Genomic DNA, 25,064 nt, shown 5'->3' on the forward strand with positions numbered 1-25,064 from the left:
TATGGTCCGGCTCATCCCACGAACCAGCCGGACCCCTTTCATCATGCCCTTGGCCCTCTACGCATTGACGGCCGGTGCCTTCGGCATCGGCGTCACCGAATTCGTCATCATGGGGCTGCTGCTCGACGTCGGCGCCGACCTCCACGTCTCCATCGCCTCCGCCGGCCTGCTCATCTCGGGCTATGCGCTCGGCGTCGTCGCCGGCGCGCCGGTGCTGACCGTGCTGACGGCCCGCTGGCCGCGCAAGACCGTGCTCCTCGGCCTGATGGCGATCTTCGCCGCCGGCAACGCCGCCTGCGCCCTCGCGCCGACCTACGGCACGCTGATGGCGGCGCGCGTGCTCACCGCGCTCGCCCACGGCACCTTTTTCGGCGTCGGATCCGTGGTGGCGACCGGCCTCGTCGGGCCGGACAAGCGCGCCTCGGCCATCGCCGTGATGTTCACGGGGCTGACGGTCGCCAACATCCTCGGCGTGCCGCTCGGCACCTGGCTCGGCCAGGCCTTCGGCTGGCGGGCGACGTTCTGGGCGGTCGCGCTCGTCGGCGTCGCGGCGCTCGGCGTCATCCTCGCGCTCGTGCCGAAGGACGAGGCCGCGCCGGAGGCGTCCGACTGGCGGGCCGATCTCGCCGCGATCGCGCGGCCCGTCGTGCTGCTCGGCCTGGCGACGACGGTGCTCGGCTATGCCGGCGTCTTCGCGGTCTTCACCTATATCGCCCCGGCGCTGACGCGCATCGCCGGCTTCCCGGAGACCGCCGTCTCCCCGATCCTGCTGGTGTTCGGCGGCGGCCTCGTGCTCGGCAACCTCGTCGGCGGCCGCTTTGCCGACCGGCACCTCGTCGGCACGGTGCTCGGCACCCTCGCCGGCCTCGCCGCCGTGCTGGCCCTGATGGGGCCGGCGCTGCACCAGCCCATCGCCGCCGTCCTCTTCGTCGGCCTGCTCGGCGCGGCGGGCTTCGCCACCGTCGCCCCGCTGCAGATGTGGGTGCTGGAAAAGGCCGCCGGTGCCGGCCGCAGCCTTGCCTCCAGCTTCAACATCGCCGCCTTCAACCTCGGCAACGCCCTCGGGGCCTGGGCGGGTGGCGCCGTGATCGAGCACGGGCCGGGCCTGGGCATGGTGCCGCTCGCCGCCAGCCTGTTTCCGCTCGCCGCCATCGTCACCGCGCTCCTCGCCCTGAGGACCGATCGCATCGACGCGGCGCGATCGGCCTCCCTTTCCGCCTGACCCGCATCGATCGAAAGGAAATCGCCATGGACTATCGCCGTCTTGGAACATCCGGGCTGAAGGTGCCGGCGCTCAGCTTCGGCACCGGCACCTTCGGCGGATCCGGCCCGCTGTTCGGCGCCTGGGGCCGCACCGACGCCGCGGAGGCGCGCCGCCTCCTCGACATCTGCATCGACGCCGGCGTCACGCTGTTCGACACCGCCGACGTCTATTCGCAGGGCGCCTCCGAGGAGGTGCTGGGCGCCGCGATCAGGGGACGGCGCGACCAGGTGCTGATCTCGACCAAGACCGGCCTGCCGATGGGCGATGGCCCCAACGATGCCGGCTCCTCGCGGGGGCGTCTCGTGCGCGCCGTCGAGGATGCGCTGCGCCGCCTCGGCACGGACCATATCGACCTGCTGCAACTGCACGCCTTCGACGCCGGCACGCCGGTGGAGGAAGTGCTCTCGACGCTCGACGGGCTGGTACGGGCGGGCAAGCTGCGCCATGTCGGCGTCTCCAACTTCTCGGGCTGGCAGGTGATGAAGTCGCTCGCGGCGGCCGACCGGCACGGCTGGCCGCGCTACGTCGCCAACCAGGTCTATTACTCGCTGCTCGGCCGGGACTATGAATGGGAGCTGATGCCGCTCGGCAAGGATCAGGGCCTCGGCGCGCTGGTCTGGAGCCCGCTCGGCTGGGGCCGGCTGACCGGCCGGATCCGCCGCGGCCAGCCCTGGCCGGAAGGCAGCCGCCTGCACGACACCGCCGGCTTCGGGCCGCCCGTCGACGACGAACTGCTCTACCGTGTCGTCGACGCGCTCGACGAGATCGCGGCCGAGACCGGCCGCACCGTGCCGCAGATCGCCATCAACTGGCTGCTGCAGCGCCCGACGGTCGCCTCCGTGATCATCGGCGCCCGCAACGAGGAGCAGCTTCGCCAGAATCTCGGCGCCGTCGGCTGGTCGCTCACGCCGGCGCAGGTGGCCCGGCTCGACGAGGCCAGCGCGGTGACGGCGCCCTATCCCTATTTTCCCTATCGCCGGCAGGCGGCCTTCGCCCGGCTCGACCCGCCCTTGGTGTGACGGGCGGTCACCTTCGCCGGACATCCGCCCTGCCGATAATGCAAATTTGCTTTATATCGGCAGTCAGTCTGGGGGACGCTCACCATGCCGACGTTGACGTCAATACGCGGGGCCAGGTCACTTTCAGGAAGGACGTGCTGAAGCATCTGGGCATCGAACCGGGCGGCAAGATCAGGCTCGAGCTGCTGCCCGATGGCCGGGCGGAGCTGAAGGCCGAACAGCCCAAGGGCTCGTGGCGGGAGCTGCAGAGCTTCCTCAAGGGGAAGACGAACGGCGCGCGGCTTTCGATCGACCAGATCCATGACGCCATTGCCGACGCCGGCACCGCCGCGGGACTGAGCGGAATCGAGCGCAAGTGAAAACCAGCCTCGATACCAACGTGTTGCTGCGCCTGATCGTCGGCGACGACGAAGCGCAGCAGCAGACCGCGATCGAGACGCTGGAAGCACCAAACTGGTAGCGATCAGCGTCCATTCGCTGTGCGAGTTTGCGTGTGCTCGATCCTCACTACGTGAGACGGGGCCGCCACCTTCTTTGCATCGGCCGCCGGTTTTCCTGTAGAAAGGCCCTTCGCGGTCGCCGTACCGAATGGAAGGACTTTCCTTGGCCGAGATCCCGTCGTCCCCGGCAGCACCGGTCTTCACCCTGGTCCAGGCCGCCCAACGCCTGGGCACCGAGGCGAAGCCGCTCGCCAATGTCGCGCGCCAGCACGGCTTCTTCACCGCCTCCGGCCGCGATCTCTTCTTCACCGAAGCCCACCTCAAGGCCCTGAAGGCGCTGCTGAAGGAAAAGGAACGGGCGGAAAAGGCCGCGGCGGCGCGCAGAAAGCCGAAGGCGACCTTCGGCATCCATGAAAGCGCGGAGCTGCGCAAGCAGCGGCGCCGGACGAAGAAACGCCAGGTAGGCAAGGACGCGGAGGCCTGAAATCGCGGGAGCGCGGACGGACTGGATGCCATAGGTGCTGAGACAGGGCGATTTCTGGTCCATACCAGTTCAGGATTTGTCATTGCCGGGCCGAGAGCCCTCATCCCGGACGAAGTCCGGATACCCGGGACAAGGCCCGGGCATGACAAAATTGCGCCTCTTCCTCTTATCTCGGCGCCTATGGACAGGACGTCCGCGCTCCCGGGCGGTCACGCCTCGCGGTTCATCGTCATTCCCGTCAGCACCGGCGGCATCAGCGGCCTCTCGATCCTTTCGCCGAAATGCCGGCGGCGGCCGAGCACGAGCTCGACGACGGCGCGGGTGAAGAGCCCGGGACCGCTCGAATAGATGCGCCAGCCGCCGTCGACGGCGATGGTGCCGGCGCGGACGCGGCCCCATTCGGCGCTCGCCGCATAGCGGTCGGGGAAGGCGGCGTCGCTGGAGGAGAAATAGGTGTTGCGCTGGCGCAGCGCGGCACTGGGCAGCCGGTTGGTCACGGCGATGGGATTGACGAGGGCGAGGCCGTCCCACAGCGCCTGCGCCTCGCCGTGCCGGGCGAGCGCCTCGCAATAGCGCAGATGCGCATGCACATACATCAGGCCGATCTCGCGCCCGAAAAAGGCGGCGGATTCGGCGCGCCGGAACAGCGTCTCCGGCCCGCCGCTATACTTGACCGGCCGGTCCATAAGGTGCGCACCGTCGGGCAGGAGAAGATGCTCCTCGATCACCCGCAGATGGTCGCGCGCCTGGTCGGGATCGAACAGGCCGCCGATGATCGCCTGCGTCATCGAGATCAGCGAATAGGCGAGGCCGGTGCGGGTGTCGGAGGGATGCAGCAGCAGCTCGACGCCGCTGCCCGGCTCATGCCCGAACAGGGCATAGCCGGCCACCACGCCGTCACGGATGAGGTGGCGGTTGAAATCGGCGCGCATCCGGCCGGCGAGATCGGCGAGCGCCACGCTCCGCGCCCCCTGCCCGGCCCGGTCGAGGATGGCGGCGTAGCGCACGACCTGCTCGTAGAGCAGCGCCACCGTCCAGCTGCTGACCATCCAGTCGCGCAGATGCGGGTCGGCGGGCTGGAGCGAATCGTTCCAGTCGCCCTCGCCGTAGCGCACCAGATGCGTGCCGGGGATGAAGCTCGCCAGCACGGTGTCGAGCAAGGCATCGACATGGGCGGCGATCGTGTCGATGTCGGCGGTGCGGCCATTCTTCCCGTCGCGCCAGGCGGCTTTCTCGCCGAGGATGGCGAGATCGCCGGTCGCCTCGACATAGTCGCACAGCGCCTTCAGCGGCCAGACGATGACGTCGCCATGGCTGTCGCCGGCGCGGATATAGGGATAGGGGTCGAGCATGAACCATTGCGGCCAGTCGCCCTTCGCCCGCGACTGCTCGGCGAACAGAGTGAGCAGGATGTCGCGGACCTCGCCGTCATGCTCGAGCGCCAGCAGGAGCTCGACCGGCCCCTGGCAGACGTCGCGCGTGCCCCAGGCGGCGCCGGTATATTGCTCCAGCCCGTGCGGCACGGTGAGGTGCATCATGGCGTCATGGGCGAGCCAGGGCAGCATGAGGTCCTGCGCCTCGACGTCGGGGTCCTCGCCCTGGAGGCGCAGGTCGCGGGTGACATGGCTCCAGAACCGCCGCGCCGGCGCGAGCAGGCCGCCCGCGTCGGGCCCGGCGGCGAAGCGATCGGCCAGCGCGAGGCCCTCGGCCGTATCGGTCATCGAGCCGGTGACGGCGAAGACGAGCTCCGTGGTCGGTGCGGACCGCAGGGCGATGACGGAGCCGTCGCGAACCGCCTCGTCCTCATAGAGCAATTCGTCGCTGCCGAGGGCCTCGACCGCCTCCGGCGTCGCGACCACCAGGTGATAGGCGGCATGCGGATAGGTCTGGCCCCAGAGCCAGTCGGACGCGGGGCGCAGGCTGATGCGGCCGGCCGCTTCGTCGATCTCGACCGATCCCGTCTGCTCATAGTCGCGCTCGCCCATCACCACATGGCCGCTGACGAGGAAGCGGCACGGCGCGCCCTCGACCGCGACGCGCCACTGCATGGCCGGGGCATCGCCGGCAGCGATGGCGTGGACGGTGATCGTCCGGTCGGCGAGCCGGTAGATCCAGCGGGCATCGCTCAGGCCGATGTCGAAGGCCGAGGGCACGCCGAGCAGCCGCCAGCCCTCGCCCATATCGGCGAGGATGCGCAATCCGCTCGCCCGCGTGATGTTGTAGGGATCGCGCGAGACCGAGAACAGCTTGTGGAACGAGGTGTTGCCGATGGTGAGCTGCGCGGCGAACACGCCATGCATCCAGGCGGTGGCGCACAGGGTGGAGTCGTCGAGCTTCATGCTCCGGCCGCTGCGCAGCAGGGCGCCGTGGCGGCGGGCGACGCGGCCTTCCTTGGCCGCCAGCACGACATGGCGGTTCTGCTGCCCGTCCGGCACGAAGAAGGAGAGCAGCGCGGCGCCGTCGCGCTCTTCCGCCCTGCGCTCGGGAAAGCGGCGGGCGAGCTCTTCCTCGCCGAAGGCGAGGGGCTGGAGAAGCGGCGCATCCTGGAGGAGGCTGCGCGGCGGCGCCGCCGGCGCCAGCGCCTCCACCACGATGTGGCCGTGCCGCCGCGCGACCGCCTCGACGGGCGCCAGGTCGGCCTCGCCCGAGGCGGCGGGATGGTCGGCGGCGAAGACGCCGAAGAAGGATACCCGCGCCGGATAGCCCGGCGAGACGGCCAGCGGCAGGGATTGCAGCGCCACGCAGCCGACCTCGTGCTGCCGGCGGCGGCTGGGAAGTGGGGTGCCGAAGGGCCGGGCGAAGCGGCCCGTCATCCGGAAATCCGGGCCGAGCAGCTCGATGGCATCGGTGGCGAAGCCGGCCGCGCCGTCGAGGCATCCCTGGGCGAGCCAGGGGAAGCGGCCGTTCTGCGACAGGTTCTGCCGGCTCATGACCACCGGCCCATAGCTGTCGTGCCGGGCGATGTGATGGTCGAGATATTGCGAGGCATAGGCCTCGCTGCCCATCAGGAAGCCGCGCCCGCCGAGGCCGACATCCTGCACCAGCACGACGTCGCAAGGCACCTCGCCCCCCTCGCTCGACAGCTCGACCTGCCAGAGCCATGCGGTATCCAGCGGGTACAGGCCCAGCTTGACGCGGTAGGAAACGCCTTCGATCTCGCCGGTCCACTCGGCGCTTTCGGTGCCGCCGGCAAAGCGCCCCTTGGCCGAAGGGCCGACGATCTCGCCGACGAAGGGCCGGTCGCCGCCGGCGCGCAGATAGAGCCGGCCGATGCCGCCGTGGAGCGGCGAGCCGAGCACCTGGTTCACCATGACGGCGGAGCCGCGATGCTCGATGGCGAAGATCGTGCCGTTGGGCAGGAAGGAGATCGCCAGCCCCGCCGCATTGGCGATGGTGTGGAGCCCGAGATCCGCCTCGCGCGGGACGTTGAAGTGACGCTTGCCGCCGGCCGCCATCGCTTTCCTCCTCGGCGCCGCACCGAGGCTCCGGGGCCTCGAATCGCACTGGCGCCTGCGCACCGTATTGCGCATCGGCCCGTCCGTGAAGGCGCCCATCCGTCGCCGGGACGGCGGGCTTGGCGCCCGGCCCCGCCGAATCAGGACAGAACAGGACGGGCCGGGATTGCCTTGCGGGGGTGTCGTCGCGCTATAAGGCCCCGTCCTGAACATCGAGAGTCTGCGCCATGACCGAACTGATCGACGGCAATGTCCATGCGGCGAATGTCCGGGCCCGCACCAAGGTGCGCGCGGAAGCCTTCGCCGCGAGCCATGGCCGCAAGCCCCGGCTCGACGTGGTGATCGTCGGCAATCATCCGGCGAGCCGCGCCTATGTGTCGACCAAGACCAAGATGGCGCATGAGACGGCGATCGACGGCCGGCTGATCGAACTGCCGGAAACCGTCGGCAAGGACGCGCTGCTGGCCGAGATCGCCCGCCTCAACGCCGATCCGGCCGTCGACGGCATCCTGGTGCAGCTGCCGCTGCCCGACCATCTCGACGGGCAGATGATGATCGACGCCATCGACCCGGCCAAGGACGTCGACGGCTTCCATCCGATGAATGTCGGCAAGCTGTTCACGGCGGCGAAGATCGATCCCGAGCAGATGCTGATCCCCTGCACGCCGCTGGGCTCGCTGATGATGCTGGTCGACACGCTCGGCAAGGGCGCGCTGTCCGGCCGGAACGCGGTGGTGGTCGGCCGTTCCAACATCGTCGGCAAGCCGATGGCGCAGTTGCTGCTCGCCAATGACTGCACCGTGACGATCGCCCATTCGCGCACCCGCGACCTGCCGGCCGTGTGCCGCCAGGCCGACATCCTCGTCGCGGCGGTCGGCCGCCCCGAAATGGTGAAGGGCGACTGGATCAAACCCGGTGCCGTGGTGATCGACGTCGGCATCAACCGCGTCGCCACGGCGGACGGCAAGAGCCGCATCGTCGGCGATGTCGCCACCGCCGAGGCGATGGGCATCGCCTCCTACATCACGCCGGTGCCCGGCGGCGTCGGCAAGATGACCGTCGCCTGCCTCCTGCACAACACGGTGGTCGCGGCGGAAGCCCGCGCCAGGGGCTGAGGCCCGGAGCGAACGGAACGGTCCGGCGCGCCAGGACAGGCGTCATGCGCCGCCTTCTCCCATGCGGGAGAAGGCGATCGCGGCACTTTGCCTGAATGGAGCGCGAACGGACGTCTCCCTGCGCGATCGAATCCGTCACATCACGTGGTGATGCCGCCACATGTGGTGATGGTGGTAATCATGATGGTAGCGGGCGCCATGGTGCCTGGCCTGCCGATGCTGCCAGTCATGCATCTGCCGCCGCACGACGATCGGATTATCGGGATTGTGCTGGTCGGGCATGTCGGCCCATGCGGCGGAGCCCGAAAGGGCGAGGACGGCAGCGGCGATCGATGAGACGATGATCTTCTGCATTGGTTTCTCCGTGATGCGGGACAGGCCGGGCCGCGATGCGTCCGCAGACTGGACCCGGCCGCTGTCATGAACAACGCGGCGGACCCGGTGCCGACCTCGGCGGCCGATGAAAACTACGTGAACCCTGTTTCTCGCCGGCCAGGGAACCATTCCGTGGCGGCGTGCCGCCCATCGGCGCTGAGGCAGGTGGTTCCGGCCTGCCAACGGTTCATGATGTGTCATTGCCGGGCCGCTTGCCTCATCCCGGACGAAGTCCGGACAGCCGTGGGACAAGCCCGGCTACGACGAAATTACCGCCTCCTCCTCTTATCCCGGCGCGGAGGACCGTGCCGCCTGCGCCCATCCCCTCGACAAGGCCGGCGCAAATCGCTACGCGGTTGCGATCACCGCGAAGGGAGATCCGAACCATGCAATTCGTGATTTTGTGCAAGGACAAGCCTGACGGCCTCGATCTGCGCATGGCCACCCGCCAGGTCCATCTCGACTATCTCAAGGATGTCGGCGGGGCCAACCTCCTCGGCGCCGGGCCGTTCCTCGACGACCAGGACCGCCCGACCGGCTCGATGCTGATCGTCGAATTTCCGTCCGAGGCCGAGGCCCGGAGCTTCGCGCAGAACGATCCCTATGCCAAGGCGGGGCTGTTCGTTGACGTCGAGATCCGGCGCTGGCGCTGGGGCGTCAAGCCGCCCGCCGCCTGATCGCGGCGCGCGTCCGAACCCGAATCGCCGCGCCTGCCGGCCCCTTCTGGAGACATCCTCATGCGTCACTGGCTGATCAAGTCGGAGCCGTCGGTCTGGAGCTGGGACGACCAGGTCGCAGCCGGGGCCGCAGGGACGAAGTGGGACGGCGTGCGCAACCACACCGCCAAGCTCAATTTGATGGCGATGAAGACGGGCGATCAAGCCTTCTTCTACCATTCGAACGAAGGCAAGGCGATCGTCGGCGTCGCCGAGGTGGTGCGCGAGCATTATCCCGATCCGGCGACGCCCGGCGAGCCCTGGGTGCTGGTCGATTTCAAGGCTGTCGCCCCCTTCCCCAAACCGGTGTCCCTCGCCGCGGTGAAGGCCGAGCCGCAGCTCGCCAAGATGGCGCTGGTGACGCAGATGCGCCTCTCCGTGCAGCCGGTGACGGACGAGGAATGGGCCTTCGTGTGCGGGATGGGCGGCTATGAAGGCTGACGACAGGGCATTGCCGACCTATGAGGACGTGGTCGCGGCGGCGGCACGGCTGGCGGGGCACGCGCATCGCACGCCGGTGATGACGTCGCGGACGACCGATGAGGAGAGCGGGGCTTCGCTCTTCTTCAAATGCGAAAACCTGCAGCGCATGGGCGCCTTCAAGTTCCGCGGCGCCTTCAACGCGCTGTCGCGGTTCGACGAGCGCCAGCGGCGCGCCGGCGTGGTGGCGTTCTCCTCCGGCAACCATGCGCAGGCGATCGCGCTCTCGGCCAGGCTGCTCGGCATGCCCGCCACCATCGTCATGCCGCAGGACGCGCCGGGCGCGAAGGTGGCGGCGACGAGGGGCTATGGCGGCACCGTCGTCTTCTACGACCGCTACACCGAGGATCGCGAGGCGATCGGCCGCGACCTCGCGCAGGAGCACGGCCTCACCCTGGTGCCGCCCTACGACCATGCCGACGTGATCGCCGGCCAGGGCACTGCGGCGCGGGAGCTGTTCGAGGAGACCGGTCCGCTCGACGCGCTGTTCGTCTGCCTCGGCGGCGGCGGCCTGCTGTCGGGATCCGCCCTCGCCGCCCGCGCGCTGGCGCCCGGCTGCAAGGTCTACGGCGTGGAGCCCGAGGCCGGCAATGACGGCCAGCAATCGTTCCGGAGCGGCCATATCGTCCATATCGATACCCCGCAGACCATCGCCGACGGGGCGCAGACGCAGCATCTCGGCCAGCTGACCTTCCCGATCATCCGCCGCGACGTCGACGACATCCTCACCGTCTCGGACCGCCAGCTCGCCGACGCCATGCGCTTCTTCGCCGCGCGTATGAAGCTGATGGTCGAGCCCACCGGCTGCCTCGGCTTCGCCGCCGCGCGCGCGATGGGCGAGCCGCTTCGCGGCAAGCGCGTCGGCGTGATCATCAGCGGCGGGAATGTCGACATCGAACGCTTCTGCGCCCTGCTCGCCTGACGGAGAGCGGACAGGATGTCCGCGCTCCGAGGGCCGCAACCTCTGGACGGTTTCATACAAACTGCGCTAGCGTGTGGGGAGGTTGAACGGATCATCCGGAGGTGCCCATGACTGCCGCGCCGCCTCCCCGTCCCGGGGCGAGCGATCCCCTGCACAGGGCGGCCTCGCTCGCCTGCTGGCGCGGCAAGGTCGATCCGCAGCCGCTCGGCGGCGGCATCACCAACACCAACTTCACCGTGGTCGACGGCGCGCATAAATATGTCGTGCGCATCGGCGACGACATTCCCCTGCACCAGATCAGCCGCAGCAACGAACTCGCCGCCAGCAAGGCCGCCTTCGCCGCCGGACTTTCGCCCGAAGTCATCTACAGCGAACCCGGCGCCCTCGTGCTGCGCTATGTCGATGGGCGGACCTTCGGGGCGGCGGATGTGCGCGATCCCCGCAACCGGGACGCGCTGGTCGACCTCGTCCGGCGCTGCCATCGCGAGTTGCCGCGCCATTTCCGCGGGCCGGCGGCGATCTTCTGGGTGTTCCAGGTGCTGCGCGACTACGCCCATACGCTGCGGGAAGGCGGCAGCCGCCATCTCGCCTCGCTGCCGCGGCTGCTGCAGGAAGCGGACGCGCTGGAAGCGGCCGTCGGGCCGGTGGAGATCGTCTTCGGCCACAACGACCTGCTCCCCGCCAACATCCTCGACGACGGCAGGCGGCTCTGGCTGGTCGACTGGGACTATGCCGGCTTCAATTCGCCGCTGTTCGACCTCGGCGGCCTCGCTTCCAATTCCGAGCTCGACGAGGCCTCGCGCATCGGCCTCGCCGAGGCCTATTTCGGGCGGGCGCTGTCGGACGATCTCTCCCGCCGCCTCGCCGCGATGACGGCCGCCTCCCTGCTGCGGGAGGCGATGTGGAGCATGGTTTCGGAGATCCATTCGGGGCTCGATTTCGACTATGCCGCCTATACGGCCGAGAATCTCAGGCGCTACGAGGCGGCCCACGATGCCTGGCGGCGGATGTGAGCGAGCGCGCATCCCCCGGGAGACGGGCCGGGGCCCCGCCTGCCGGTGTGCCGGTCCCCTGACCGGCATCTCGCGCGTAAGGAGGGAAAGGGCGGACGAGACGTCCGCGCGCCCGGGAAGAAAAGCCTCGATGGCCCGGCTTCGCAAGCACCGGTCCCCAACGACATCACCAGCTGGAAACGTCCCATGACCGATCTCCCTTCCTCCGCGAAAATCATCATCATCGGCGGCGGCATCGTCGGCTGCTCGACGGCCTATCATCTGGCGAAGATGGGCCTCTCCGACGTGCTGGTGCTGGAGCGCGGCAAGCTCACCTCCGGCTCGACCTGGCATGCCGCCGGGCTGGTCGGGCAGTTGCGCACCAACGCCAACATCACGCAGCTCCTCGGCTATTCGGTCGCCCTCTACGACCGGCTGGAGCAGGAGACCGGCCTCGCCACCGGCTGGAAGCGCAATGGCGGCCTGCGCCTCGCCTGCAACCAGGAGCGCTGGACCGAGGTGAAGCGGCAGGCGACCACCGCCACCTCCTTCGGCCTGGAGATGCAGCTTCTCACGCCGCGGGAGGCGCAGGACCTCTGGCCGCTGATGCAGATCGAGGACGTCGTCGGCGCCGCCTTCCTGCCGACCGACGGGCAGGCCTCGCCTTCCGACATCGCGCAGTCGCTCGCCAGAGGCGCACGCCAGGGCGGCGTCACCTTCCGCGAAGGTATCACCGTCACCGGCATCGAGGGCGAGGGCGGCGTCGCGCGCGCCGTGCTGACCGATCAGGGCCGCATCCAGGCCGAGAAGATCGTCATCTGCGCCGGCCAATGGTCGCGCGAGATCGGCCGCATGGCCGGCGTCAACATCCCCCTCGTCTCGATGCAGCATCAATATCTGATCACCGAGCGCATCGAGGGCGTCACCCCGAACCTGCCGACGCTGCGCGATCCCGACCGGCTCACCTATTGGAAGGAGGAGGTCGGCGGGCTGGTGATGGGCGGCTACGAGCCCAACCCCAAGCCCTGGGCCAATACCGGCGCGACGGAACGCTTCGAGTTCCAGCTCCTGGAGAACGACCTCGACCATTTCGAGCCCCTGATGGCACTCGCCATCGGCCGCGTCCCCGCCATGGAACGGGCCGGCATCAAGCAGTTCATCAACGGCCCCGAGAGCTTCACGCCGGACGGCAATTTCATCCTCGGCGCGGCCCCGGAGACGAAGGGCGTCTATGTCGGCTGCGGCTTCAACGCCTTCGGCATCGCCTCGGGCGGAGGCGCCGGCATGGCGCTGGCCGAATGGGTCGCGAGGGGCGAGCCGCCCTACGACCTGTGGGCGGTCGACATCAGGCGCTTCGGCCGCAACACCCTGGACACCGGCTGGGTGCGGCAGCGCACCATGGAGGCCTATGCCAAGCACTACGCCATGGCCTGGCCGTTCGAGGAATATCAGTCCGGCCGGCCGCTGCGCCGCTCGCCCCTCTATGACCGCCTCAAGGCGGACGGGGCCGTATTCGGCGAGAAGCTCGGCTGGGAACGGCCGAACTGGTTCGCCGCGCAAGGCGAGGAGCCGCGCGACGTCTACACCTATGGCCGCCAGAACTGGTTCGAGGCCGTCGGCCGCGAGCATCGCGCCGCGCGCGAGGCCGCCGTGCTGTTCGACCAGACCTCCTTCGCCAAATTCACGGTGACCGGCAGGGACGCCGAGGCGGCCCTGTCCTGGATCTGCGCCAATGACGTGCCGAAGCAGCCCGGCCGCCTCGTCTACACCCAGATGCTCAACCGCAAGGGCGGCATCGAATGCGACCTCACCGTCGCGAGGCTCGCGGCCGACAGCTTCTACATCGTCACCGGCACCGGCTTCGCCACCCATGATTTCGACTGGATCGGCCGCAACATCCCGGACGGCCTCGATGCACGCATCGCCGACGTCACCTCGCAGAACGCCGTGCTGGTGCTGATGGGCCCGAAGGCACGCGACGTGCTGGCGGCGCTGACGGCGGACGACCTTTCCAATGCCGGCTTCCCCTTCGGCGCGGCGCGCCTCATCGAGGTCGCCGGCGCACGCCTCCTCGCTTTGCGCGTGACCTATGTCGGCGAGCTCGGCTGGGAGCTGCATGTGCCCGTCGAGTTCGCGCTGACGGTCTATGACGCGCTGATGGCGGCGGGCGCCGGGCATGGCCTCGTCAATGCCGGCTACCGGGCGATCGAATCGCTGCGCCTCGAAAAGGGCTACCGCGCCTGGGGCGGCGAGATCGGGCCGGACCACTCGCCCCTGATGGCCGGGCTCGGCTGGGCGGTGAAGCTGAAGAAGGACATCCCCTTCCTCGGCCGCGAGGCCCTGCTCGAACAGGCGGGGAGGCCCCTGCCGCGCCTCCTCGCCGGCTTCACGGTGGCGGACCCCTCGGTGATCCTTCTGGGGCGCGAGACGATCTACCGCGACGGCCGGCGCTGCGGCTGGCTCGCTTCCGCCGGCTGGGGCTACACGGCCGGCCTCAACATCGGCTACGGCTATGTGCGCCATCCCGACGGCGTCGACCGCGATCACGTTCTGTCGGGCCGCTACGAACTCGAAGTGGCGACGGAGCGGGTGGAGGCGCGGGTGTTCATGGAGCCGCTCTACGATCCGCGCATGGAAAGGCCGAAGGCTTAGCCGCCGGCTCGCGAACCTGGAGCCCTCGCACCCTGGCGCGGGGCCCGCGAAAGGTACATCCTCGCGCCGAGCCCGGCATCAACATGCATTCGATGTCATCTTCAAATAAAAAGGCCAGATCAGACATGGAATGCAGGGCGCGTTCCATTGTTCCCATAGACAAAATATATTTTTTTGCTGTTGACCCGGTAGTAAAAAATTGACGGAATTCCAAATTCGCCGACACGTTCGGAATTCAAGTCGTCAAGCATAGGAGGCCCGCATGTCGGCCGCCCAGGAAATCGCCCAGCACCTTCCCTATCTGCGCCGCTTCGCGCGCGCCTTGAGCGGCTCCCAGCGAAGCGGGGATGCCTATGTCGCTTCCACGCTGCGGGCGCTGGTCGCCGACCCCTCAGCCCTGTCCAGCCGGCTCGATGTCCGCCTCGGGCTCTACCGGCTCTTCATCCGGCTGTGGACGTCGGTACCGCTCAACGTGGCGCCGACGATCGAGTTCGAGATCCTGCCCGGTCAGCGCAATCTCGACCGCCTCGCCCCACGATCGCGCCAGGCTTTCCTGCTGCGCACCGTGGAAGGCTTCTCGTTGCAGGAGGTCGCGACCATCCTCGACACCGACCTCGACACCGTCGGCGAGCTTCTGGACGAAGCGGGACGCGAGATCGCGCTGCAGATGGCGACGGACGTGCTCATCATCGAGGACGAACCGGTGATCGCCCTCGACCTCGAGACCCTCGTCACCGATCTCGGCCATCGCGTCACCGGTATTGCCCGCACGCATCGCCAGGCCGTCAAGCTTGCCCGCGAAAAGCCGCCGGGCCTCGTCCTCGCCGACATCCAGCTCGCGGACGGCAGTTCCGGCCTCGATGCGGTGCAGGAAATCCTGGAAAGCCTCCGGCTCCCGGTCATCTTCGTCACGGCCTTCCCGGAGCGCCTGCTGACCGGCGAAAGGCTGGAGCCCGCCTTCCTCATCTCCAAGCCCTTCCAGATCGACGTGCTCAAGGCGACCATCAGCCAGGCGCTGTTCTTCGACCAGGCGGCGGAGAGCTACGCGGCCTGAAGCGGGCTCGAAACGGTGAGAACGAGGCCGTGAATCGGGACAACGGCGCGGCCGGATCGGTTGACCGGCCTCTCCCCCGCGGGGCAATTCGAGACGGAAGGTCGCGGAGGTGCGCGCCTGCCGGGCGCACCATGAAAAAAGGGCGGACCCTGCGGCCCGCCCTCGGTTCAACGGCCTATCGAGGGCGACAGGACGTCACTTCTTCTCGGAGGCATAGCTGAACGTCGGCGCGTTCTGAAGCTGATCCTTCGTCATGTTCAGGACACCATGGTCCGGATAGTCGTTGACCATGGGCGCGGCTGCTGCTGTCGTGGTGGGAGCGGCAGGCGTCGTGGTCGCGGGAGCCGTGCCGGTGTTGGCGGACGGCGCAGTCCCGGCCGCAGGGACGGATCCGGTGGTCGCAGGCGCGGTCGCCGTGTTGGACGCGGCACTGGTCGCGGGCGCATCCATCCACTGGATGGCGCTGAACGGAAGGGCGACGCTCTTCTCGCCGACGCCCAGGAAACCGCCGACGCCGATCACGACGGCCTTGATCGAGCCGTCGCGGTTGATGAGGACATCATTGACGTCGCCGATGCTCTTGTTGTCGGGCCCGTAGATGTCGACGCCGACGAGCTTGGACGCCCGCCAGTCGCCGGCCTGAGCCTGGCTGATGAAAGTGGCGTTGCCCGCATTGGCCGGCGCGGTGGTGGCGGTGGTGTTCTCGGCGGCAAAGGCGGGGGCGGCCGCAAGCCCGCCGAGCATCACTGCAAATGCCAAGGTTCTCGTCTTCATCATAAGTGCTCTCCTGTGGGTGGGGGCGGCCACCCGTGTCACGGCGGCTGCCCATCGTCGAGCAAACGTCCGGTCGGCGATCGGGTTCCCTGGGCCGGCACCGGCCTCAACCTCCGATTGCAGCGCGTCCGGTGCGGCCGCCACGCCGCTCCCACCGGCCGAGATGCCCAAATGGGGAACAATCCGCCGCCGGGGATGTTGGCCGATCGACCCGTCCCGCCGGCCGATCGGCCGGCGCGCGATTCGAGGTCTCAGGCGTCTTGCGACGCGTCGGCATCGACACGCATCGCAAAGATCCGCGAACAAGCGTTTGGAGCCGATCGCGTTTCCACGGAAATGCGCGCTTCAGGAGGAGCTGAGATGACGACAACCATAACCGGCCTGTTCGACCGTTACGACGAAGCGATGGCTGCCGTGAAGCGGCTGGAAGCCGCCGGCATCGCAAGCGCCGATATCTCGCTCGTCGCCAACCGTGGCGAGGACGGCGCGTCGACCACCGAGGAGGAGGCGGGCAAGGGCGCCGGCATCGGCGCGGCGCTCGGCGGCGTCGGAGGCCTGCTGACCGGGCTCGGCATCATGGCGATTCCGGGGATCGGCCCCGTCGTCGCTGCGGGCTGGCTCGCCACCACGGCGGCAGGCGCCGTGGCCGGCGCCGTCGTGGGCGGGGCGGCAGGGGGCATCGTCGGCGCCCTGACGAGTGCAGGGGTACCGGAAGCCGACGCCCATCTCTATGCCGAAAGCGTGCGGCGCGGCGGTGCGCTGGTGACGGCGCGGGTGGAGGACGACAAGGCCGAAGAGGCCAGGGCGATCCTGCGCCAGGGGCCGACCGTCGATCTCGCCGGCCGCCGGAAGGCCTATGAATCGGAAGGCTGGGTCAACTTCGACGACAATGCGCCGATCATGACGTCCGACGTCATCCAGCCGCTTCCGAACCATACGCGGTAGAGCAAATCATCGCTTCGGCGCATTTTCCCCATCGAAAAGCCGATCGGCTTTCCATGGAAAATGCCCTTGCCGGCGACGGCCGCAAGGTCCCGCGACGAAGAGGAAGGGCGGCCCCCTCGCCGCGCTTCCCGTCCGCCGTCATCCCGCCCGGCTGACTTGGATCACCTGCTCCAGGGTCGCGCGCAGTTCTTCCTGCTGGAAAGGCTTGGAGAGGGTCGGCCATCCGCGATAGTCCGGCGGCAGGCCGCCCGCGCCGTAGCCGGTGGAGAAGACGAAGGGAATGCCGCGCTTCTGCAGCTCCCGGGCCACCGGATCGACCGCCGCACCCGCGACATTGACGTCGAGCAAGGCGGCGTCCACCGTCTCGGTCGCCGCCATCTCCAGCGCCTGGGCGATGCGCGAGGCGTGCACGACCTCGCAGCCATACTCCATCAGCATGTCCTCGATCATCATCGCGAGCATCGCCTCGTCCTCGACGACGAGGATGCGCAGGCCCTGGAGTCCGCCCGACGGACCGATGATGTTCATGCGATGCTCCCCTCGGCGAGATGTCGCCGGACGCCGCAGCCCTCTCTACTCTCCCTTGTGCCGCGGGCAAAGTCCATGACGTCAAAAAGTTCGGTTCCGCCCGTCGACGCGCCCCGCGGGCGATCGGACGGTTGATCATTCCGCCGGATCGGTGTCAGGATGGAAAAGGCTCCATCCTGGAGCCGGGACATCTGGGTTTCATGCACGCCCCCGCCTCCACCGACGCGCTCGCCTTCCTGTCCCATGACGGCGAGATGGCATCCCTGATCGCCACGTTCGACTGGTCGTCGACATCGATCGGTCCGCCGGCGGGCTGGCCCGCGCCGCTCAAATCATTCGTCTCCTTCATGCTGTTCGCCAGGACGCCGATGGTCCTGCTGTGGGGCCGCGACGGCGTGATGATCTACAACGACGCCTATGCACGGTTCGCCGGTGGCCGCCATCCCGCCTCGCTCGGCAGCAAGGTCCTGGAGGCGTGGCCGGAACTCGCCGACTTCAACCGGAACGTCCTCGACGTCGTCCTGGCCGGCGGAACGCTGGCCTATCGCGACCAGCATCTGGTGCTGCACCGCGACGGCAAGCCCGAGGATGCCTGGCTCAACATCGACTATACGCCGGTGCTCGACGAACAATGCGTGCCGGCCGGCGTGCTGACGCTGATCAAGGACACCACCCAACGCATCTGGGTGGAACAGCGCCTGCGCATCGCGCAGGAGGCGGGCGGCGTCGGCACGTTCGAATGGTTTCCCGAGAGTGGCCTCCTGGAGGTCTCCGATCAGTACCGCCGGATCTGGGGCCTCGACCCCGATGTGGTCGTCACCGACGATCTGCTCCTGGACCTGATGCATCCGGACGATCGCGAGGCGGCCGGTCCCTCCAGGCTCCATCACGCCAATCCGCTGGACTATTCCGAATATCGCCGGATCTGCCCGCAGACGGGCGAGATCCGCTGGATCGCGCGGCGCGGTGAGGTCGTCTCCAGCCCCGAGGCGGGGACTCGCCGCTTCGTCGGCATCGTGCTCGACATCACCGAGCGCAAGAGAGCCGAAGCCGCGGTCATCGCCAGCGAGGCACGCTGGCGCGGCCTGTTCGAGCAGATGCACGAAGGCTTCTTCATCGGCGAAGCGATCCGGGACGCGAACGGAAGGATGGTCGACTTCCGCTTCGTGGAGCTCAATCCGGCTTTCGAGCAGCAGACGGGCCTGCCGGCCGCCGAGGTGAACGGCCGCTCCGTGCGCGAAATGGTTCCCGGTATCGGGGATGCGTTGATCGAGACCTGTGCCGGCGTGGTGGACGGCGGACAATCCATCCAGCTCGAGATCGAGATTCCCGCCCTGAACGGCCGCTGGTTCGAGGCGCGGGCCCGGCCGGCGGGCCCCGGCCGGTTCGCCGCGATGTTCGTCGACATCTCGGCGCGCATCGCCGCCGAGCAGGTGATCCGCGAGAGCGAAAGCCGCTTCCGGCTGATGGCCCAGTCGATGCCGAATCATGTCTGGACCGCGAGGGCCGACGGAAGCATCGACTGGTTCAACGACCGCGTCTACGCCTATGCGGGCCTGACGGAGGGGACGCTGGACGACAATTGGGCGGCGATGGTCCACCCCGAGGACGCGCCGCGCGCCCTGCAGGCCTGGACCAGGGCCCTCGAGGCCGGCATGCTCTACGAGACCGAATTCCGGCTCCGCCGCCATGATGGGTCCTATCGCTGGCACATCGCCCGGGCCGTGCCGATCCGCGGCGCCCGGGGAGCCGTCGAGCGATGGATCGGCACCAATACCGAGATCGAGGATCAGAAGACGGCCGAGGCGGCGCTGGCCGATCTGGCGACGACGCTGGAGCAGCGCGTCGAGGCGCGGACGGCCGAGCTGGTCAGGACCCAGGACGCCCTGCGCCAGTCGCAGAAGATGGAGGCGATCGGAAACCTGACCGGCGGCGTCGCCCACGACTTCAACAACCTGCTCCAGGTGGTGAGCGGCAATCTCCAGCTGCTGGAGAAGGACATAGCGGAGAATGCGAAAGCCCGCCGCCGCGTGCAGAACGCCATGGAAGGCGTGTCGCGGGGATCCAAGCTCGCCTCCCAGCTGCTCGCCTTCGGCCGGCGGCAGCCGCTGGCCCCCAAGGTCGTCAATCTCGGACGGCTCCTTCGCGGCATGGACGACCTTCTCCGGCGCACCCTCGGGGAGGCGATCGAGGTCGAGACGGTGATCGCAGGCGGCCTGTGGAACACGCTGATCGACCCGGCCAATGTCGAGAATGCCCTCCTCAACCTGGCGATCAACGCGCGCGATGCCATGGACGGGCGCGGCAAGCTGACGATCGAGGCCGGCAACGCCTTCCTCGACCTCTCCTATGCGGCCGAACATCCCGACGTGACGTCCGGGCAATATGTGCTCCTCGCCGTCACCGACACCGGCTGCGGCATGTCGCCCGACATCGTCGAGAAGGTTTTCGAGCCCTTCTTCAGCACCAAGGTCGAAGGCAAGGGCAGCGGGCTCGGCCTGTCGATGGTCTACGGTTTCGTCAAGCAATCGGGCGGTCATATCAAGATCTACAGCGAGATCGGCCACGGCACGACCGTGCGGCTCTATCTGCCGCGCTCGATCCAGTCGGAGGACACCCTTGTCGACCTGGAGCCCGGCCCGGTGATCGGCGGCAGCGAGACCATCCTGGTGGCGGAGGACGATGCGTCGGTGCGGGAGACCGCGGTGGCGCTGCTCAGCGACCTCGGCTACCGCGTGCTCAAGGCCAAGGATGCCCAGAGCGCACTGTCGATCATCGAAAGCGGCATGCCGATCGACCTCCTGTTCACCGACGTGGTCATGCCCGGCCCGCTGAAGAGCACGGAACTGGCGCGAAAGGCCCGCGAGCGCCTGCCCCATCTCAGCGTGCTCTTCACCTCCGGCTACACCGAGAACGCGATCGTGCATGCCGGCCGCCTCGACGAGGGGGTGGAACTGCTCAGCAAGCCCTATACGCGCGAATCCCTGGCCCACAGGCTGCGCCATGTCTTCGCAAACGACCGGGGGAAGGGACGGGCCGGGGGCCGGCGGCTGCGGATCTTGGTCTGCGCCGGCGATGCGCAGACGCGCAGGGTCATGGCCGGCATGCTCGGGGAACTCGGCCACCAGGTCCTCGAGGCGAGCGACGGGCGCACGGCCCTGGCGATGCGCGACGTCGACGTCCTGCTCTGCGAGACGCAGCTGCCCGACATGGCGGGCCTGCTTCTCGTCGAACGGGCGCGGGCGCGCGAGGCCGCGCTGCCGGTCATCCTGGCAGCCGACCGGGCCGCCGAGGCGAAGCTCGCCGCCGATCCCGCGGCGGCCGCGCCGATGACGGCGGTGATCCCGCAGTCCTGCACGAAGTCCGAACTCGCCGCCGCGCTGGCCGCCGTGACGGCCGGACGCTGACCGCACAAGCGCCGCCTTTGCCGGGTGAGGCGTGAGGTATGGAGAGGCGATCACCCGATCGCCTTCCTGGAAACGCCGAGGCGGCCGGAGAGGAAGAGGTCGATCGGTGATCGACCCTCCAAACGCGCGGGGAAAGGCAGAGCCAGGCATTCTGCAATGCAGGCCTGCATTTTAAGGGGGAACAGGGGGCGCGCGTCCGCGTTGCGGTGTGGCAGGGTCCCGTACTCGCGCCACGCGGGCAAGGGTCGGGTTCTGCATTGCCAGGACGAACCGCGCTGATGACCACGACGACCACTTCCCAGAAATCTGTCGTTCTTGTCGTCGAGGACGAGCCCATCATCCTGATGAACGCCATGGATATCGTGGAGGATGCGGGCTTCGAGGCGATCGGAGCCTACAGCGCGGATGCCGCGATCGACATCCTGCGCAGCCGGAACGACGTCCGCATCGTCTTCACCGACATCAACATGCCCGGTTCGATGGACGGCCTCAAGCTGGCGGCGACGATCCGCGACCGCTGGCCGCCGATCAAGCTGGTCATCACGTCGGGCCGCCAGAAATATTCGCGGAACGAATTGCCGGAGGGCAGCCGCTTCATCTCCAAGCCCTACGGCCTGGAGCAGGTGACCGACGTGCTGCGGCGCGCCGCCCATGACGGCACCCCGTCTCGCGCCCTCTCCGCCTGACCGGCTCGGCGTCGAGGGCACCCGGCCCGACGCGGCCGCCCGCCTTCCGCGCGATACCGGCTTCCCCACCTGTCTGGCCCGCGGCCGGCACCCCATATTGAGCGACGGCGGCGGGCAACCGTCCGCAACGAGGATCGATGTCATGGACAGTAAATTGGCGGCGACCCTGCGTCGTGCGATGCAGTCGGTACGGGCCGGCAATCCCGGCGAGGCCATGCGCGCGCTCCAGGAAGGAATGGTGCAGCCCTTCGCACCCGTTCCTCCGGGCCCGGGGGAACGGCCTTTCCGCCTGCGCAAGCCCATGGCGGACGTGCTCGCGGCGCTGCGGGCCGGGAGACAGGCGATGCCGGACTTCTCCGCCCTTTCGGGCACGCCCAGGCCGGCACGCGTCGCCCAGCCCCTGCCGCCCGGCGCGCAATTCGTGACGCGGTCCTTCGCCGGGCCGGCCGGTGCGCGCAGCTACCGGCTCTATATCCCGGCTGCCGCCGCGCAAGGCGCGCGCGGCCTGGTCGTCATGCTGCATGGCTGCAAGCAGGACGCGGACGATTTCGCGGCCGGCACCGGCATGAATGCCAGGGCGGAGGAGTACGGGCTCGTCATCGCCTATCCGAACCAGAGCCAAGGCGCCAATCCCTCGGCCTGCTGGAACTGGTTCAACCCCGCCGACCAGACGCGCGAGGCCGGCGAGCCGGCGATCATCGCCGGGATGACCCGCGCGCTCCAGGCGGAGTTCAGCGTTCCGCGCGACCGGACCTTCGTCGCGGGCCTGTCCGCCGGGGCCGCGATGGCCGTGGTGATGGGCGAGACCCATCCCGATCTCTATGCCGCGGTCGGCGCCCATTCGGGCCTTGCCTACCGGTCGGCGAACGACGCCATGTCCGCCTTCGCAGCGATGCGGGGCGAGGTGCCCGGCGGCCTCGTCCGCGACCTCCCGGCCGCGGACGCCGCGCCGGTGCGCATGATCATCTTCCAGGGGCGGGCCGACGGGACCGTGCATCCCTCGAACGCCGAGCGGATCGCCGAGCGGGCGCGATCGCGGCTGCCCGTCTCGGAGACCCGTACGCAGCCGGGAAGCACGCAGACGGGCCGTTCGTTCAGCCGCACGACCGTCTTCGACCGGAGCGGGATCCCGCTCGTCGACTGCTGGATGATCGACGGTGCCGGCCACGCCTGGGCGGGCGGACACGCCGAGGGCTCCTACACCGATCCGTCGGGACCGGATGCATCCGCCGAGATGGTGCGGTTTTTCCTGGCAAGTACCGCAAAGGAATAGACGGCCGGAACCGCGGCCTTGTTCTTGCCGGCCGACCATCTTCTTCGTGCCGTTCTTGGCGGAGGAACGTTTTGACGCCGCGCACATTGAGTGTGCAGATTTTCCGCGTCCGAACATCGTCGCGCCCGTCCAGGCAACCGCATGCGCTGGAAGGGCTCCGACGCCTTCACCCCTGCAAAGAGCGCCATGACAGATCCCCTGCTCTCGGTCACCATACCGACGACCCACACGGAACCGAAGGAGGTTCCGGACCTGATGCGCGAGGGGGGACCGTTTTCGTCGGACCCGAAAGTTGTGCTGCTGGCCTGCCTGCTGGCGATCGCGCTGCTGGCGGTCGCCTATGTCGCCTCCGACATCATCCTGCCGATCATCCTGGCCTTCGTGCTCAAGCTGCTGCTGCAGCCGGGCATGCGCGTCATGGAACGCTTCAGCGTTCCCCGTTCGCTCGGCGCCCTCCTGATCATCTTCGCCGTCTTCGGCGTCATCGTCGCCGGCGGCGCGGCCATCTCGGGTCCCGCCGCGACATGGGCCGAGAAGCTGCCGTCCGGCCTGCCCCGCCTGGAGGAAAGGCTGCAATTCCTCAGCCATCCGATCCAGGACCTGCAGACCTTCCTGCGCCAGATCGACGGCGGCAGCCACGCCGGAGCCCCGACGACGGGCATCTCCGACACCCTGTTCAAGGGCACGCAGCATTTCGCCAGCGGTTTCTTCGAAACGATCCTGATCCTGTTCTTCCTGCTGGTCTCGGGCGACACGTTCCTTCGCCGCTTCGTCGAGGTGCTGCCGCGCTTCAGCGACAAGCGGCAGGTGGTCGAGCTGTCGCAGCAGATCGAGGAGAACATCTCCGCCTACCTGATCACCATCACGCTGATGAACGGCGCCGTCGGCGTGGCGACCGGCCTCATCATGTGGGTCTGCGGCGTCGGCGATCCCGTGCTGTGGGGCAGCGTCGCCTTCCTCCTCAACTACATCCCCATCATCGGCCCGTTCGGCGGCATCGCCATCTTCCTGCTCGCCGGACTGCTGAGCCAGGACGGCCTCGGCGCCGCCCTGCTGCCGGCCGGGCTCTATCTGCTGGTGCACCTCATTGAGGGCGAGATGATCACGCCGATGCTGCTGGCCCGGCGCTTCACCCTCAATCCCGTGCTGGTGATCATCTTCCTCATTTTCTGGTTCTGGATGTGGGGCGCCCCCGGCGCAATCCTCGCCGTTCCCATGCTCGCCATCGCCAAGATCATCTGCGACGGCGTCAAGCCGCTCAACGCCATCGGCCATTTCCTCGAAGGATAAGGCTTGCTCGAAGAATAGAGGCAGGCGTGGCGTCCATAGGCGCTAACTTTGCCGACAATAGCGCGATTTTCCTTCTCCCATGCGGGAGAAGGTGGCGCGAAGCGCCGGATGAGGGTCTAGACTTCTGCAATTCCAGCGCGACTATTGAGCTATCTGCGTTGAAGTTTAGACCCTCATCCCCCTGCCGGGACCTTCTCCCGAACAGGGAGAAGGCGGGTCTTGCCCATATGTTAGCGCCTATGGGCGTGGCGCCCGCAGCCCACCGCTACTCGCCCGACAGGATGCGCCGCAGCCGCTTGCCCGCCGAGACGAGGTGGGCGCGCATCGCGTCGGCCGCCGCCTGGACGTCGCCGGCGGCGATCGCCTCGGCGATGGCGCGATGCTCGGTGATGGTGAGGCCCTTGGTCTCGGGGATATAGTAGGTCTTGGGATACCAGATGCGGCCGATGGACTGGATCGTCCCGCCGATATTCTCGAAGATCGGGTTCTGCGCCGCCTGGGCGATGGCGAGATGGAACCTGGTGTCGCTTTCCATGAACGCATTGTGGTCGGTCTGGTGGGCCTCCATGTCTGCTATCGATTCGCCGAGCTGGTCGAGCATGGCGGGTGAGCGCCGTTCCGCCGCCCGCCGCGTGCATTCGACCTCGACGAGCACACGCACGTCGACGAGGTCGTCGAGATTGCGCTCGCCGAGCAGCAGGCCCCAATGAAAGGCGCCCGACAGCAGCTCCGAGCTGGTCGCGCGCACGAAGGAGCCCTCGCCGGGCCGGGCATCGAGCACGCCGATGACGACGAGGCTCTTCACCGCCTCCCGCACCGTCGAGCGGCCGACCTGGAAGCGGATGGCGAGTTCCTTCTCGCTGGGGATGATGTCGCCGGGCTTCCACACCCGCTTCATGATGAGATCGGTCAGCGCCTTGACGATCTCCTGCGGCAGCGTGGCGCGGCTGACCGGGCGGATCAGGTTGCCGGTCTCCGTCTTTTTCGAGTCGGTCATGGAGGCACTCTGTCCGTGCGGGGGCCGTGTGGATGGGGCGGTCATGGCGCGCCCCTGCAGGAGCCGGATCCCCCGACGGCGCCCGTTGGCAGCCATGCATATGCCCGATCCGCGGCCGTATTTCCACCGGCGACGGAGGCGCCGGGATCCGGGGAAAGGCGGCCGTGCGACGGCGGCGTCGCTCGATATCGGGACC

The 25,064-nt window shown here is 68.5% G+C and carries 21 protein-coding genes; 16 read left to right on the top strand and 5 right to left on the bottom strand.

What is annotated here, in order from left to right:
* Window positions 1-43 precede the first annotated feature (43 nt).
* From J3R73_RS28760 to J3R73_RS28775, 4 genes are all read left to right on the top strand, one after another.
* Window positions 44-1,222, top strand: coding sequence for an MFS transporter (locus J3R73_RS28760; RefSeq protein ID WP_307435515.1), 1,179 nt, complete (start codon window positions 44-46; stop codon window positions 1,220-1,222).
* A gap of 26 nt (window positions 1,223-1,248) precedes the next feature.
* Entirely contained in the window at window positions 1,249-2,283 is a 1,035-nt protein-coding gene (locus J3R73_RS28765) for an aldo/keto reductase (protein WP_307435518.1), read from the top strand.
* A 134-nt stretch (window positions 2,284-2,417) separates the two neighbouring features.
* Window positions 2,418-2,642, top strand: a complete 225-nt coding sequence (locus J3R73_RS28770; protein WP_370880033.1) for a transcriptional regulator — start codon at window positions 2,418-2,420, stop codon at window positions 2,640-2,642.
* 244 nt (window positions 2,643-2,886) lie between these two features.
* On the top strand, window positions 2,887-3,207 hold the full coding sequence (locus J3R73_RS28775) for a hypothetical protein (protein WP_307435521.1): 321 nt from the start codon (window positions 2,887-2,889) through the stop codon (window positions 3,205-3,207).
* A gap of 209 nt (window positions 3,208-3,416) precedes the next feature.
* On the opposite strand, the gene J3R73_RS28780 is transcribed toward J3R73_RS28775, so the two are convergent.
* Complete coding sequence (locus J3R73_RS28780) at window positions 3,417-6,662, bottom strand: GH36-type glycosyl hydrolase domain-containing protein (protein WP_307435524.1); 3,246 nt, start codon at window positions 6,660-6,662, stop codon at window positions 3,417-3,419.
* A gap of 227 nt (window positions 6,663-6,889) precedes the next feature.
* Here J3R73_RS28780 and J3R73_RS28785 point away from each other — a divergent pair, with 227 nt between their 5' ends.
* Window positions 6,890-7,777 (top strand): bifunctional 5,10-methylenetetrahydrofolate dehydrogenase/5,10-methenyltetrahydrofolate cyclohydrolase, encoded by an 888-nt coding sequence (locus J3R73_RS28785; RefSeq protein WP_307435527.1) that lies wholly within the window; start codon window positions 6,890-6,892, stop codon window positions 7,775-7,777.
* Between the two features lie 135 nt (window positions 7,778-7,912).
* Here J3R73_RS28785 and J3R73_RS28790 read toward each other — a convergent pair whose 3' ends face one another.
* On the bottom strand, window positions 7,913-8,131 hold the full coding sequence (locus tag J3R73_RS28790; RefSeq protein ID WP_307435530.1) for a hypothetical protein: 219 nt from the start codon (window positions 8,129-8,131) through the stop codon (window positions 7,913-7,915).
* A 407-nt stretch (window positions 8,132-8,538) separates the two neighbouring features.
* On the opposite strand from J3R73_RS28790, the gene J3R73_RS28795 reads away from it, so the two are divergent.
* From J3R73_RS28795 to J3R73_RS28820, 6 genes are all read left to right on the top strand, one after another.
* Window positions 8,539-8,829: a YciI family protein gene (locus J3R73_RS28795; protein ID WP_307435533.1), complete on the top strand. Its 291-nt coding sequence runs from the start codon at window positions 8,539-8,541 to the stop codon at window positions 8,827-8,829.
* Between the two features lie 60 nt (window positions 8,830-8,889).
* A complete protein-coding gene (locus J3R73_RS28800) occupies window positions 8,890-9,309 on the top strand; it encodes an EVE domain-containing protein (RefSeq protein WP_307435537.1) in 420 nt (139 codons plus the stop codon).
* A complete protein-coding gene (locus J3R73_RS28805) occupies window positions 9,299-10,270 on the top strand; it encodes a threo-3-hydroxy-L-aspartate ammonia-lyase (protein WP_307435539.1) in 972 nt (323 codons plus the stop codon). The genes J3R73_RS28800 and J3R73_RS28805 overlap by 11 nt, the downstream gene beginning before the upstream one ends.
* A gap of 107 nt (window positions 10,271-10,377) precedes the next feature.
* Window positions 10,378-11,283 (top strand): phosphotransferase, encoded by a 906-nt coding sequence (locus J3R73_RS28810; protein ID WP_307435542.1) that lies wholly within the window; start codon window positions 10,378-10,380, stop codon window positions 11,281-11,283.
* 186 nt (window positions 11,284-11,469) lie between these two features.
* The gene (locus tag J3R73_RS28815; RefSeq protein WP_307435545.1) at window positions 11,470-13,914 is read left to right on the top strand and encodes a GcvT family protein; all 2,445 of its coding nucleotides are present in this window, start codon (window positions 11,470-11,472) and stop codon (window positions 13,912-13,914) included.
* Between the two features lie 262 nt (window positions 13,915-14,176).
* A complete protein-coding gene (locus tag J3R73_RS28820) occupies window positions 14,177-14,968 on the top strand; it encodes a response regulator (protein ID WP_307435549.1) in 792 nt (263 codons plus the stop codon).
* A gap of 195 nt (window positions 14,969-15,163) precedes the next feature.
* Here J3R73_RS28820 and J3R73_RS28825 read toward each other — a convergent pair whose 3' ends face one another.
* A complete protein-coding gene (locus tag J3R73_RS28825; protein ID WP_307435552.1) occupies window positions 15,164-15,745 on the bottom strand; it encodes a PRC-barrel domain-containing protein in 582 nt (193 codons plus the stop codon).
* 357 nt (window positions 15,746-16,102) lie between these two features.
* Here J3R73_RS28825 and J3R73_RS28830 point away from each other — a divergent pair, with 357 nt between their 5' ends.
* The gene (locus J3R73_RS28830; RefSeq protein ID WP_307435555.1) at window positions 16,103-16,687 is read left to right on the top strand and encodes a general stress protein; all 585 of its coding nucleotides are present in this window, start codon (window positions 16,103-16,105) and stop codon (window positions 16,685-16,687) included.
* 138 nt (window positions 16,688-16,825) lie between these two features.
* Here the strand turns inward: J3R73_RS28830 and J3R73_RS28835 are convergent, their stop codons facing one another.
* Window positions 16,826-17,215 carry a response regulator gene (locus tag J3R73_RS28835; RefSeq protein ID WP_307435559.1) on the bottom strand — a complete coding sequence of 130 codons (390 nt, stop codon included), beginning with the start codon at window positions 17,213-17,215 and terminating at the stop codon, window positions 16,826-16,828.
* Between the two features lie 200 nt (window positions 17,216-17,415).
* Between J3R73_RS28835 and J3R73_RS28840 the strand changes: the two genes are divergently transcribed.
* From J3R73_RS28840 to J3R73_RS28855, 4 genes are all read left to right on the top strand, one after another.
* Window positions 17,416-20,622, top strand: coding sequence for a hybrid sensor histidine kinase/response regulator (locus J3R73_RS28840; RefSeq protein WP_307435562.1), 3,207 nt, complete (start codon window positions 17,416-17,418; stop codon window positions 20,620-20,622).
* A 278-nt stretch (window positions 20,623-20,900) separates the two neighbouring features.
* The gene (locus J3R73_RS28845) at window positions 20,901-21,308 is read left to right on the top strand and encodes a response regulator (RefSeq protein WP_307435565.1); all 408 of its coding nucleotides are present in this window, start codon (window positions 20,901-20,903) and stop codon (window positions 21,306-21,308) included.
* A 142-nt stretch (window positions 21,309-21,450) separates the two neighbouring features.
* Window positions 21,451-22,581 carry an extracellular catalytic domain type 1 short-chain-length polyhydroxyalkanoate depolymerase gene (locus J3R73_RS28850; protein ID WP_307435568.1) on the top strand — a complete coding sequence of 377 codons (1,131 nt, stop codon included), beginning with the start codon at window positions 21,451-21,453 and terminating at the stop codon, window positions 22,579-22,581.
* A 186-nt stretch (window positions 22,582-22,767) separates the two neighbouring features.
* Window positions 22,768-23,871: an AI-2E family transporter gene (locus J3R73_RS28855; protein ID WP_307435571.1), complete on the top strand. Its 1,104-nt coding sequence runs from the start codon at window positions 22,768-22,770 to the stop codon at window positions 23,869-23,871.
* Window positions 23,872-24,136: 265 nt separating this feature from the next.
* On the opposite strand, the gene J3R73_RS28860 is transcribed toward J3R73_RS28855, so the two are convergent.
* On the bottom strand, window positions 24,137-24,868 hold the full coding sequence (locus J3R73_RS28860; protein ID WP_307435574.1) for a FadR/GntR family transcriptional regulator: 732 nt from the start codon (window positions 24,866-24,868) through the stop codon (window positions 24,137-24,139).
* Window positions 24,869-25,064 lie beyond the last annotated feature (196 nt).

The sequence above is a fragment of the Labrys monachus genome (assembly GCF_030814655.1).
Lineage (GTDB): Bacteria > Pseudomonadota > Alphaproteobacteria > Rhizobiales > Labraceae > Labrys > Labrys monacha.